Origin of the sequence: Paenibacillus wulumuqiensis (assembly GCF_000971965.1) — a bacterium.
Lineage (GTDB): Bacteria > Bacillota > Bacilli > Paenibacillales > Paenibacillaceae > Saccharibacillus > Saccharibacillus wulumuqiensis.
Genome location: NZ_LAQP01000021.1, coordinates 25,984 through 38,297 on the forward strand (window position 1 = coordinate 25,984; position 12,314 = coordinate 38,297).

General features: G+C 50.0%; 10 protein-coding genes. 8 read left to right on the plus strand and 2 right to left on the minus strand.

The features are described 5' to 3' along the window. Positions 1-22: 22 nt before the first annotated feature. A complete protein-coding gene (locus WH45_RS21620; RefSeq protein ID WP_046216501.1) occupies positions 23-1,315 on the minus strand; it encodes an ABC transporter substrate-binding protein in 1,293 nt (430 codons plus the stop codon). 306 nt (positions 1,316-1,621) lie between these two features. On the opposite strand from WH45_RS21620, the gene WH45_RS21625 reads away from it, so the two are divergent. The 7 genes from WH45_RS21625 (at position 1,622) to WH45_RS21655 (ending at position 10,390) form a co-directional block, all read left to right on the plus strand. After that, positions 1,622-2,719 carry a GntR family transcriptional regulator gene (locus tag WH45_RS21625; protein ID WP_046216502.1) on the plus strand — a complete coding sequence of 366 codons (1,098 nt, stop codon included), beginning with the start codon at positions 1,622-1,624 and terminating at the stop codon, positions 2,717-2,719. 159 nt (positions 2,720-2,878) lie between these two features. Then, complete coding sequence (locus tag WH45_RS21630; RefSeq protein ID WP_046216503.1) at positions 2,879-3,190, plus strand: hypothetical protein; 312 nt, start codon at positions 2,879-2,881, stop codon at positions 3,188-3,190. Between the two features lie 310 nt (positions 3,191-3,500). Next, complete coding sequence (gsiB, locus tag WH45_RS21635) at positions 3,501-3,950, plus strand: glucose starvation-inducible protein GsiB (protein ID WP_046216504.1); 450 nt, start codon at positions 3,501-3,503, stop codon at positions 3,948-3,950. Between the two features lie 172 nt (positions 3,951-4,122). Beyond that, a complete protein-coding gene (locus WH45_RS21640) occupies positions 4,123-4,773 on the plus strand; it encodes a DUF421 domain-containing protein (RefSeq protein WP_046216531.1) in 651 nt (216 codons plus the stop codon). Between the two features lie 324 nt (positions 4,774-5,097). Next, positions 5,098-5,748 carry a TetR/AcrR family transcriptional regulator gene (locus tag WH45_RS21645; RefSeq protein ID WP_046216505.1) on the plus strand — a complete coding sequence of 217 codons (651 nt, stop codon included), beginning with the start codon at positions 5,098-5,100 and terminating at the stop codon, positions 5,746-5,748. Positions 5,749-5,807: 59 nt separating this feature from the next. Beyond that, positions 5,808-7,262: an efflux RND transporter periplasmic adaptor subunit gene (locus WH45_RS21650; RefSeq protein WP_052723911.1), complete on the plus strand. Its 1,455-nt coding sequence runs from the start codon at positions 5,808-5,810 to the stop codon at positions 7,260-7,262. Continuing rightward, positions 7,259-10,390 (plus strand): efflux RND transporter permease subunit, encoded by a 3,132-nt coding sequence (locus tag WH45_RS21655; protein WP_046216506.1) that lies wholly within the window; start codon positions 7,259-7,261, stop codon positions 10,388-10,390. Before WH45_RS21650 ends, WH45_RS21655 begins: the two co-directional genes overlap by 4 nt. Before the next feature lie 210 nt (positions 10,391-10,600). On the opposite strand, the gene WH45_RS21660 is transcribed toward WH45_RS21655, so the two are convergent. Beyond that, entirely contained in the window at positions 10,601-11,725 is a 1,125-nt protein-coding gene (locus WH45_RS21660) for a WD40 repeat domain-containing protein (protein WP_235338448.1), read from the minus strand. 276 nt (positions 11,726-12,001) lie between these two features. Here WH45_RS21660 and WH45_RS21665 point away from each other — a divergent pair, with 276 nt between their 5' ends. After that, entirely contained in the window at positions 12,002-12,265 is a 264-nt protein-coding gene (locus WH45_RS21665) for a hypothetical protein (RefSeq protein ID WP_046216507.1), read from the plus strand. The last annotated feature ends 49 nt before the right edge of the window (positions 12,266-12,314 follow it).

Genomic DNA, 12,314 nt, shown 5'->3' on the forward strand with positions numbered 1-12,314 from the left:
TCTGACGCTGTCAGCTCAGTGTCTAATTCATGCGGTTGATTTTAACAAAGTCTTCGTCAAGCTTTTGCAGCAGTGCATCGACGCTGCGGGTCGCCGGATCGGAGACGAGGAAGAACGTCATATCCTGTCCGAATGTAGTGTCATACTGTCCGTACCAGAGCGGCTTGACCTGGTTGTTGACGACTTTGCCGGTTTTGAAAATGTCCTGGAATTCGCTGGCGATCGGGTCCTGCTGCTTGGGCTTGATCTCGTCGGAGATCGTACTGATCGTCTGGACACCATCGGCCCAGATCTGTGCACCTTCATCGGAAGCCATAAATTCAAAAAACTGCTTGGAGGCATCCAGATGCTCAGAATTGGCACCGATCATCCACGTGTCATCGGTGGAATAGGTCATCACATTCTCGTCCGGGTTGTCAGTCGCGGGATACATGAAGACGCCGAAGTTGCCTTCCGGATTGTAGCTGCGGATCGTACCGATTGCAAAGCTGCCCATAATGTCCATCGCAGCCTTGCCCTGGGCAAAGTACTGGAGGGAGCGGTCATAATCGATATCCTTGGCATCCTTGTTGGCATAGCTGCTCAGTTCATTCAGACGGGTCAGGAACTCGCGATAGCCCGGGATATCCGAGAATTTCTTCTCTCCAGCCATGATCTGTCCGGGATAATCCGGGTTGTCCTTGAGGAGGTTGCCGAACATATCCGGGAACATGAAGCTCATGTAGGAAGCGGCATCTTTCCAGGAAGCGGCGAAGGGGGTGATGCCTTTGGCCTGCAGCTTTTTGGATACGTCGACCAGTTCGGAGTAGGTTGTGGGTACTTCCACACCAGCCTGCTTGAACAGATCCTTGTTGTAAATGACGGCGTTGGTCATCAGATCCACCGGTAGTCCGTATACTTTGCCTTCGTACGAGACATTAGGCAGATAATCCGGATTGACCCGCTTCATGAACGCTTCGTTGGTCAGATCGAGAAAGGCACCTGATTTGGTAATATCAATCATGCCCTGCGGACGTCCAAAAATGATATCCGGCTGGTCATCGGCAGCGACTTTCATCTTGATATTGTCATTATACTTGTCGACTGGCATGACCTGGATATCAAACTCGATGTTGGGATGAAGCTCGGTGAAGCGGTCGGTCAATTTTTTGAACGTATCGACTTTGGGCTTCTCGACCATGTAGTGAGTAACGGTCAGGGTTACCTTGCCATCTGCGTCACCACCCGAGCCTGAAGATGCTCCGGAATTGCCGCATCCGGTGAGAGCCATCGAACCAGCGAGCAGCAGAGAGAGAAAGAATCCGGTTTTTTTCATTATCCAACCTCCAGCAAAGTAGTATTGTAAGCGCTTTATTCGTGTATTATAAAATGCGCATCCATCAATTTATATAATCAATTGGTTATAAATTTATAAAAAATATATTTTTACATTAACGATAAAATTAATATTGAAAGCGTTAACATTTTGTAAGATAATGTCAACACCAACAGGGACGTGTCATAGAGAGGAGAAATTAAGGGAAGAGCAGATACTATAAATAAATACGTAAAAAAGTGATAAAATTTTGTGATTTCTAACAGTTCAGTAAATTTAATTTCCAGGAAAATGGGGTGATCCGTAATGAAGAAGATTCCTCTCTATAAACAGATCAAGCAGCATATTCAGCAGAAAATCGCATCCGGTGAACTGCGCTATCGTGACCGTGTGCCTTCGGAACAGGAGATGATGGAGGAATACCAGGTCAGCAAAATCACAGTCAAAAATGCCATGATCGAACTGGCCGAAGAGGGATGGGTCAAGCGTATTCAGGGCAAAGGAACATTTGTCTCGCTAGAGCCGGGAGCATGTACGCTCACTGCCGGACAGGCTGGCATCGCCTGTTTCCCCTATCATCAGAACACCGCGCCGGCTCCGGTAATCGGTCTTATTATTCCGACGATGAAGACGCGCGTTATTCAGAAGCTGGTCGATTATACAGAGTATTATGCCAACCAGGCCGGCTATCAGCTGATCCTGCATATAACACGTGAATGCGCTACTAATGAGACTGAAGCGATTCGTCAGCTGATCGATCGGCATGTGCAGGGGATTATTGTATTTCCTACCGAAGACGAGAAATACAGCGAATCGCTGCTGCGCCTGTCGCTGGACAAGTTCCCTTTTATATTCATGGATCGGTATCTGCGCAATATTGAGACCTATAGGGTGATCTCGGATAATTTTACCGGAGCGTACCAGACGGTCTCTTATTTGTTGGAAAAGGGACATCGGCATATCGCGCTGATCTCGCCGGATAATACCAATACAGCGATTCAGGATCGCACGCTCGGTCTGGAGCATGCCTATATGGATCAGCATATTTCTATCGACAAAAATCTGCTCTGCCATGTACCACTGGATATTCTGAGAACGGCGGGAGCACAGGAATATGTCACTGCTTTCCTGCAGAGGTATCCTTATCTTACGGCGGTATTTGCGCTTACTGCGGAAGCGGCGGATCTGACGCATGCATCATTGCAGCAGCTGGGCCGGATCGGAGTCACGGAGATCATTTCCTTTGACGATCCGGGGCTGCCGGGGGTAGCATGCATTATGCAGGATGAGCAGACGATGGCGATGTGGGCAGTGAAGCTGCTGCAATCCCAGATGGAAGGGGAATACAACCCGCAGGAGTATATCGTTCCGGTCAGGCTGAATTTTCTGGAGAATACATTATAAAAAGGCTGGTATAGATAATATATTAATTAAATAAAGTGAAATTATTACAGTAAATCCAGATTCAACTGGTAGTTATACAGGTAAATGATGGCTAACAGACAATAATCTGACTGCAGATAATAATAAGCAAAATGACAGACAAACAGGGAAGTGAGAGAAATGAGCTGGGCGGAGGTTATATCCCATAGATACAGAGTGCACAAAGAGCTTAAGGAAGAAATTGAAGCCGTATTAAAAATTTGCCTGGAGGAGCTTGAGGGTCTTGGTGTACCGACGAGCCAGACGCTAACCAGTCACTATCCACTGGAATGGATGGTCTGCATCGGTCTCAAGAAATTTATCCTCAAAGGCAATGACATTTATCGGAACAAAGAAGTCTATGACAGCAACGGACTGATTCACAGCCATGATCGGGATACGCTTGAGGTCGTACAGGAATTGCTGCTGGATGAGTTTTCGAAAACATTTTAAACGAGTACATTGAAAAGGATACACCCATATACCTGCTCAGGCAGCATCTAACTTCAGACGAACTACATATGGCATCCTCGCGGATGCTATCTTTTTGTCACAGCGGCTGTTTTGCTGGCGACAGACGGGTAAAATGTCGGGATTGTCAGCACCCGGATAGTGTGGAAGACCCATCATTACCAATGAACAAAGTCACGAATATAAAGAAAGCGACAAATGCCGTTTATTTAGCAGATGCAGGGGTAATGATATAGTGTCGACGCTTACAAAACATTACAGATTATAAAATAAATTCAAGGAGTGAGTACAAATGGCAAATAATAATGATGATAACAAAATGAGCAGAGAAGAAGCAGGCCGTCTGGGTGGCGAAGCAACTTCCAAGAATCATGACAAAGAATTCTATCAGGAAATTGGCCAAAAGGGTGGAGAAGCAACATCCGAATCTCACGACAAAGAATTTTATCAGGAAATCGGTGAAAAAGGCGGCCAGGCAACCTCTGATTCTCATGGCAAAGAGTTCTATCAGGAGATTGGTGAAAAAGGTGGCCAGGCAACTTCAGATTCTCATGGTAAAGAGTTCTACCAGGAGATCGGTCAAAAAGGCGGCGAAGCTACTTCTGAATCCCATGGCAAGGAGTTCTATCAGGAAATCGGCAGCGAAGGCGGCAAAGCCCGCAGCGATTCCGACGGCATGAGTCGTGAAGAAGCAGGACGCAAAGGCGGCCAAGCGCGCTCCAACAATAACGACAACGATTAATTCACATAACGGATAATACGCACGATAGGTTTTCCCAAACGAACCGTCTTTGCAGGCGGTTCGTTTTTGTGTCCTGGGCAGCAAGAAATGCGCCCAGGTGAACAGGGACATGTATGCAATGTATCCTTATACCTTATATACCTTGCAACTAGAGAGAAAAGGCGGTCATACGATGTTTTTCCTAATGATAGTGATGAAATTGGTCATTGGATTGGTAGCTCTGATTATTGGGGCAAGAGTGCTGGGCAAAAAGAAACTGGCTCAAACCACGCCGCTTGATCTTATATATGTCGTTGTATTGAGTGGAGTACTGATACAGGCGGTATATGATGAGCAGGTACAGCTGTATCATCTGCTGGGAGCGATTGCGCTCTGGTGCATCATGATTTATCTTATTGAATATTTTGTGAGCCGCAAAGAAAAGGCCCGTAGTCTGATCAAAGGAGCGGCAGTCCTGCTCGTATCCGACTCTGAAATGAAAGTAAAGGCTTTTATTAAACATAAAATGGAAGTGGAGCAGTACCGCACCCTTCTCCGTCAGCAAGGAGTCTTCTCCATGTCGGATGTGACGTATGCGATTCTGGAGACGAATGGCGGTATCAGTGTGATTCACAAAGAACAGCTCTGCCGTACACCCTCTATTCTGCTGGCGAATACAGGCGAGTATGTCATAGCGGATTTTGATCAGGATCGCCAGCGGGATGAAGAGTGGGTCAGGGAAAAGCTGCAAGAAGGCGGTTATTCCGATATCAGCCGGATCTTCTGCGCGGAATGGTCCGAAGAGAATGGATTGTATGTCGTCCTCTACCCGGATAAAGAGTAGGGAGGACAAGTCGTATATCAAATGATAGATCCAGCCAACAGCCATCATGCGCTGACAACGGCTGCCTGAATGCAGCTTCCTGACCGTATGTACAACGGAAGCATTTGGGCAGTCTTTTTCGTGATTTCGACAAAAAAGAATCAAAAATTGCAATCACTGTTTATCCATGCTATATTTTGACCATAAAACCAAAATAGTTTTTTGGTCAAAAAGAAAATCATTGCTGAACCTGCCAGATGGACAAGCAAATGGGATAGCACTCTGCGTGATGCTAACTGTCTAACTATCCAATAGTTTAACGGGTACAGGATTGGAGAGGAAACCATGAACGAGATGGAATGGGATGAACCGAGTATTAAATTATCATTTATGCTGGACCATTTACCTGAGGAAGGATGTATACAGATGACCAATCACCATACGGACGAGAGATACATGAAGATTATTAACACAGCAACAGAGGTATTCTCCATGATAGGCTACAAGGCGACGACGGTTGACCGAATCGCCAAAACAGCAGGAATCAGCAAGGGGGCGATCTACCTTTTCTTTGAGACCAAGGAAGAGATCCTGATTGCAGTCATGGATAATTATATCCGTGAGATGATCGGTAAGGCCGAAGAAGCAATCAATGGGGAAGGCACCCCGGAAGACCGCTTGTATCGTGCGATCTACGCCTGTATCATGTACCGCAAAAATCTATGCATTCTGGATAAGCTCACCCTGGAAGCCGGACAATTCGGTACGGTAGTCTCCCATAATGCACTGAACAAATTTAACAATGCTACTATCGCTTCGGTGCGACAACTGCTGGACAAAGCAGTGGAGCGTGACCTCGTGCATATCGAGAATACGGAAGTGACAGCCTTTGCGCTGGCTCATCTGTATGATGCCCTTACTGCGCAGTGGGAACTGCATCATGAGCCGCTGAAAGACGAAGTGATTTTTGAAATGCTGCGCAAAGTACTGATGTAACCCGGGACCATAGTGGTCTTGATCAGAGACGATAATTGTACTGTGGAGGAGCCATACGCATGAGCAAAAAATCTAGTTCGATATGGATAAGTGGAATACTGTTAAGTGTATTATTGGCTGGATGTTCGCCAGCACCGGCCGCAGAACATCCGGCCAATACGGTATCCTTGATGAAAGTAAAGGAAGCACCGCTGACCGCCGTCTATGATCTGTCCGGCACCCTGCAGGCCCGGACATCCTCACCGGTATCCTTTGAAATGGGTGGAACTGTCGATTCACTGGGCGCTGATATTGGCGATACCGTAAATAAAGGCACCGTACTCGCACGGCTCGATACGGATGATCTGGATCTGAAAGTAGCCGAGGCACAGCAGGCGGTGCAGCAGGCCGCCGCCGGAGTCAGCGCCGCCAGAGCTTCCCTGCAAAATGCCCAGGCAGTACGTGCCGCTGCCGAAGCAAGTGTAGCTGCAGCCCAGGCACAGGTCGAAGGAGCGAAGAGTAAGCAGCAGGGTGTACTCGACGGAGCACGCAGCCAGGAGAAAGCGCAGGCGCAAAATGCGGTAAACAAAGCGCAGGCGGCCTATAACCAGGCAGAATCTGCTGCCAAGCGGGCCGAAACGCTGTACCAGAATGGTCTATTGTCCCAGCAGGAGAATGAACAGGCCCAGACGGCATTTGCCAATGCAGATGCAGCGTTAAAAGACGCCAGAGAACAGCTGTCACTCGTCCGGGAAGGCGCGAGTACATCCGACCGTGCCAGTGCAGCTGCAGCCGTCAAGCAGGCGCAGGTCGGTATCGAATCCGCCCGGGCGAGTGTATCCCAGGCCGAGGCGGGGATTGAGCAGGCTCAAGCTGGTGCCCGGCAGGCCCAGGCGAGCTATGATCAGGCTGGCGTCGCTCTCGCCCAGGCCAAGCTTGCCCATTCCAAGTCCATACTGAAGTCTCCGATCAGCGGCGTTATTCTGGAGAAAAGTATCTCGACCGGACAGGTTGCTGGTGCAGGAACAAGCTTATTTACGATCGGAGAGATTAATCCGCTCAAAGTCCTGCTGCCTGTACCGGATGATGAAATCGGACAATGGAAAAAAGGCCAGCAGGTGAGCATTACACTCTACGATGAGCAGCGCACCGGAACAGTCACCAGCATTTACCCCAAAACAAATGACAATACCGGCTCCATCAGCGTGGAAGTACGCATCGCCAACCCCAAGCTGGACTGGAAGCCCGGTCAGGTCGTCAAAGCTTCCCGTCAGACCCAATCCAAAACAGGCATCATGATCCCGATCGAAGCGGTGATCAGCACGGACAATGCCCCTTATGTATTCAAAAATGTAAAAGGCAAAGCAGTTCGTACACCGGTCAAAACCGGTGGTCTGTACGATAACCAGCTGGTGATTACAAGTGGACTGAAGCCGGGAGATCAGATTGTGACTTCGGGAGCGGACCGGTTATTTGATGGCGACGAGATCAAGGGACAGACTGCATCCGCCGCACAGGGGGCCAGCCAGCAATGATTGAATATATCGTCAAAAAGCGCAAGATCACATTGCTGTTCTTCGGGATGCTCATCCTCGTAGGTGCCGTTAGCGGATTGGGCCTGCCCAAACAGCTGATGCCGGATATTATCGTCAAGCAGGCCACCGTGACGACGACCTATGCGGGCGCCACACCGGAGCTGATGGAGACGACGGTCACCCGTGTCCTGGAATCCAAAATCAAGGAAGTATCCAATCTAAAAACGGTAAGTTCCATTTCTGGAGCCGGGGTATCGGTGATCACCCTTGAGACACAGCCCAAAGCCGATGCTCCAGCCGTGTGGAATGAGCTGCGCAAAAAAGTGGAAGATGCCGAGTCGGATCTGCCAAACTCCGCCGACAAACCGGTGATCAATGATAATCTGACCAAGTCGTTCGTCCAATCGTTTGCTATTTACAACAAGGATTACAATAGCCTGCTCGGACTGCAGGATCTGATGACCGACTGGAAAGATCAGCTGCGCTCGGTGGAAGGCGTGACGGATGTAACGGTAAACGGACTGCCGGAGCAGCAGGTACGAATCGAAGCGGATATGTCCAGACTGCAGCAGTACGGCATTCCTTGGGAAGCAGTCATGAAGGCGGTCGAGTCCGAGAATAACCGGGTACCTACCGGTACACTGGATTACAAGAACCGCAGCTATCAGCTGAAAGTGCCGCTCAACTATCAGGTGGACAGCCTCAAGGATATCGTCGTATTCCGCACTTCCCAGGGTACGCCCGTCTACCTCAAAGATGTAGCCACCGTCAAAATGACCATCGAAAAAGCCGAGTATATGAGCTATTATAACGGCCAGCCGTCCATCTCCATCCTGATCAACAGTGAAGTCGGCTCGGACGTGCCACAGGTGTATGAACGGGTCAACGCCAAGATGGATGAACTGAAACCGACACTGCCTGCCACGATGAAGATCACTTCCTTATTTGCCCAAAAAGACGAGACTGATCGCATATTCGACAATCTGCTGCATGAGACCATGATCGCAATTGCGGTTGTCGTGATCGTCTGCATGCTCGGGCTGAACTGGCTCACGTCGTCCTTTGTCGCGCTGGCGATACCGATATCGGTAGCTATCGCGATGATCCTGCTGCCGGTGATGGGCATTACGCTCAATCAGATTACGGTAGTCGGGCTGATTATCGTGCTGGGGATTCTGGTCGATGATGCTGTCGTCGTCAACGATAATATTGAGAGGCGGCTGTCCGTACTGCGGGAGAATCCGCATGATGCGTCGATCCGGGGAACCAAGGAAGTCGCGATCTCCATTCTGACAGCGACGCTATCGACGATTGCCGCCTTTGCACCATTGATGTTCCTGAGCGGGGATGTCGGTGCATTTATCAAGCCGATCCCGGTCGTGATCTCGCTGGCAATGCTTGCCTCCATGGCAATGTCGCTGACGATTATCCCGATTTTCCGGGAATGGTATGAACGCCGCAATATATTGAAAGGCAAAAAAAGCCTCAGCGACAAGCCTGTCGGCCTGCTGGGCAAGCAGATTCAGATGGCTTCGGATACGTATGCCCACCGAATGATGCCCGGCGTGCTGAAACGGCCGATGCTGATCGCGCTGCTCGGATTGATTATCAGTACGGCGATCTACGGATTGGCAGTATTTACACCGGTGCAGCTGTTCCCGCGCTCCAGTAATGCGGAGCTGACGATGGATATTACGATGCCTACCGGTTCGTCGATCCAGGATACGAACAAGACAGTACAGGAAATGGCCGCCTGGGTGAAGCAGCAGCCGGGAGTGCAGAATATTTCCTATTCCGCTGGTGGCACGGCAGCGCCGCTCTTTTACAATATTACGAATATAGCGAGCTTCTCTACGACTCAGGCCCAGATTCTGCTCAAAGGGGACAGTGAACAGCTCGATAGCACCAAGGCAGTGACCGATTGGCCGCTGCTGCTCAAAGAGAAGTTCCCGCAAGTCAGCACAGCGGTCAAGCAGACCGAGCTGGGCATTCCGGTCGGCAAGCCAGTCTCGATCCGGGTCACCGGTACCAATCTGGATGAGCTGCGTAAGCTGACCGAACAGGTCAAAAATGTAGTTGCAGCGACCAGCGGTACCAGCAACGTAACCGACAGCATGGGCATTCAGAATTACACGCTGGATTTTGAGGTGAATAAGCCTGCGCTGGACCGGTATAATGTGAGTTACGAGAATCTGACTCGAACACTGCTCATGATGGGCACCGGTGTCAGTGTGGGTGACTTTGATAATGGCAAAGATCTGGTCGATATCAAGATCTTTATGAAAGATGCCTCTACGGTGGACCCATCGATCCTGTTCCAGCAGGTCAATGTGACGAACTCGGATAATGTTCAGGTTCCGCTGTCCCAGCTCGTCGATATTCGCCCGGACTTTTCGATCAAGCAGATTAACCATTACAATCTGTCCCGTGTGAATACAATCGAAGCGGACGTAACCGGACGTACCGCCACAGAAGCGATGTCCGATATTACCGCCGGTCTGAACAAAATCAATTTCCCGCAGGGCTATTCATGGGAAGCGGGCGGTGAGACCTCCAAGCAGTCGGATATTTTCATCGATCTCGCCAAGCTGTTCGCTGTGGTCGTGGTATTGATTCTAATTCTGATTACGATGCAGTTCTACTCGCTGTGGATTCCGCTGATCGTCATGACGACCGTCTATCTGGCGGCAGCAGGCGGGGTGCTGGGGCTGTTCATCAGTCAGACGCCAATCGGCTTCATGTCCATTATGGGGATTATCTCTCTGGCCGGTATCGTGGTGCGTAACGGGATTGTACTGATCGAATTTATCGAGGATGCCCGGCATGAAGGGCTGGAGATGAAGGAAGCGATTATTCAGGCAGCCTCGGCCCGATTCCGTCCGATTCTGCTGACGTCGCTCGCCGCGATTGTAGCACTGCTGCCGATGGCTACCGTGGGAGAGGAACTGTTCCGTCCGCTGGCGATTGCCATCGTGTTTGGTCTCGTATTCTCCACTGTACTGACACTATTCGTCGTGCCATCGCTGTATATGGTAATGGCCCGCCGTGATGACAAGCGCAAAGCCAAGCGTGCAGAAGAGGATGCGGAGTACGAAGCCAGACTGAAGCAGGGGTATACCGAAGTATAAGCAAAGCATAAAAAGAATGAGTTACAAGAAGCACTGATAAGCATAAAAGCCAAAAAAGCGATCCTCCCTCTGACACGGCAGATAACTGCCAGTATGCAGTAGGAGGATTGCTTTTTTTGCTATCCGACAGGCGCTCTCTCGTAATCACAGCTGTCCACTGCGTTAGAACCTGGACTACTTTTTGTTGAGTATAACTGATCTTGCCCGAGTTCAGCGAATAATGCCGACAATATCGGTAACCACCTGTTGGTCTTCCATATACACCGAGAGATGATCACCGTCCGGACTCCAGCGGATCGACTCATTGTATCCCTGAATCTCGCTTGTCAGCGGAATGGTCTTGCCTGTGCGCTGATCAAAAATATACAGACCTTTTAGGCCCTGCTGACTTTCCTGATAAATGGTAAACGCCAGCAGTTCTCCATCCGGCGACCAGGCGGGACGGCCGAGCAGGGTTCCTTCACCGACGCTTCCTTTGACTTTGCCGCTGGCATCCATCACGATCAGCCGGAAAGGCTCCGATGTATTCCATTTCACCTGCTGGATCACAATGGATTGACCATCCGGCGAGACCGAGAAATCGGCTACATTGGAAGCGACCACGGTCGCCTGCAGATCGGCTGTCGTGAAGCGGTTCAGCGTAGTATATCCCTGGCCGTCACTGGCGAGATAATAGATACGGTCTCCAACCTTTTCTACATGGCTGATGCCTTCAGTCGGATGGGGCTCACGGAACTTCAGCAGGGTGGACTTGCCCTGCAGATCGATCAGCCGTACACCGGTCTTCGGTGACCCTGCGATTAACTGCTCATTATCGGCCCATCGTATCTCATTGACCATATCCATATCTCCGATCGGGGTCACTTTATCGGTATCCCGGTCCAGAATATAGCCATGGATCACATATTTATCATCTGCCTGGCCTTCTGTAAAATACACATGTCTGCCGTCCGGCGAAGCTTCGGCCAGATACTGCGGAGCTTTGCGCTCGGGAGTGAGCGGAGTCGACTGTCGGGTAGAGAGATGGTGGACGAGCAGCCGATCATTTTTGTTCAGCAGCAACTCATCGGCGCTGAGCCAGGTACGGGCATACACATGGTCCAGCTTGTCGACCGAAGAGAGCATGACAGTCGGCTGCTTGCCGGCTGCAGCGGAATCATCCTGTATAACCGTAAGCTGCTGTTCTCCGCTGCCTGTAGTCACACTGTCACTACCGCATCCGCCGAGCAGCAGCATCAGCGCCAGCATCATGCTGCTTATACTGCCTGCCTTGGTCAGTCCATATCGCCGGGAAGAAGGGGGGCGTCTTGCAGTGAATTTTCTAAAATCAATCATTCAAATATCTCCTTTGCCATCAGGCTGTGGTCGCTGACACAGGTAAGATAACTGGGAAAAGGCAGCTGCTTCGGTAAGTATAGAGGGGAAAAGTTGCCGCAATATATCGGAATGTATCCAACTTGTAAATAAAACCGGTTTACAAACTTTCCGGCAGCAACATACAAATAGTTCACTTCGTGCTATCATTAGATTATACAAGGCGCTTACATACAGCCGGTTGGTCGGCAGACACTCTGGCTTGAGATGCACGCTGCACTGGAGGTGAACGTATCCATGACAATGACGATTGAAGAGAGAAAGCAATTGAGAATGAAGCTGCTCCAGGATCTGTACGAATACCATTTCGGCCCGGATGAGAAGTCCTATAATCTGCCCGGACCCAAGAAAAATACCGGCCCGCTCACGGACAAGGAGACCCGGCTCGCCTACGATTATCTCAGCAAAAAAGGCCTGATTGAGATCAAGGACGTTGTCGGTTTTATCCACTTTTCCATTACGCCTTACGGTATTGATGTCATCGAAGAAACAGCCAAGTGATAAGCTTGGTTCCCGGTATATCCCCAAGTCGCTTCCGCTTTTGCCGGAA

Excerpts from the sequence above, each read along its gene's own strand:
- WH45_RS21620 (WP_046216501.1), bottom strand. The coding sequence starts at position 1,315 with ATGAAAAAAACCGGATTCTTTCTCTCTCTGCTGCTCGCTGGTTCGATG.
- WH45_RS21625 (WP_046216502.1), top strand. The coding sequence starts at position 1,622 with ATGAAGAAGATTCCTCTCTATAAACAGATCAAGCAGCATATTCAGCAG.
- WH45_RS21630 (WP_046216503.1), top strand. The coding sequence starts at position 2,879 with ATGAGCTGGGCGGAGGTTATATCCCATAGATACAGAGTGCACAAAGAG.
- gsiB (WP_046216504.1), top strand. The coding sequence starts at position 3,501 with ATGGCAAATAATAATGATGATAACAAAATGAGCAGAGAAGAAGCAGGC.
- WH45_RS21640 (WP_046216531.1), top strand. The coding sequence starts at position 4,123 with ATGTTTTTCCTAATGATAGTGATGAAATTGGTCATTGGATTGGTAGCT.
- WH45_RS21645 (WP_046216505.1), top strand. The coding sequence starts at position 5,098 with ATGAACGAGATGGAATGGGATGAACCGAGTATTAAATTATCATTTATG.
- WH45_RS21650 (WP_052723911.1), top strand. The coding sequence starts at position 5,808 with ATGAGCAAAAAATCTAGTTCGATATGGATAAGTGGAATACTGTTAAGT.
- WH45_RS21655 (WP_046216506.1), top strand. The coding sequence starts at position 7,259 with ATGATTGAATATATCGTCAAAAAGCGCAAGATCACATTGCTGTTCTTC.
- WH45_RS21660 (WP_235338448.1), bottom strand. The coding sequence starts at position 11,725 with ATGATTGATTTTAGAAAATTCACTGCAAGACGCCCCCCTTCTTCCCGG.
- WH45_RS21665 (WP_046216507.1), top strand. The coding sequence starts at position 12,002 with ATGACAATGACGATTGAAGAGAGAAAGCAATTGAGAATGAAGCTGCTC.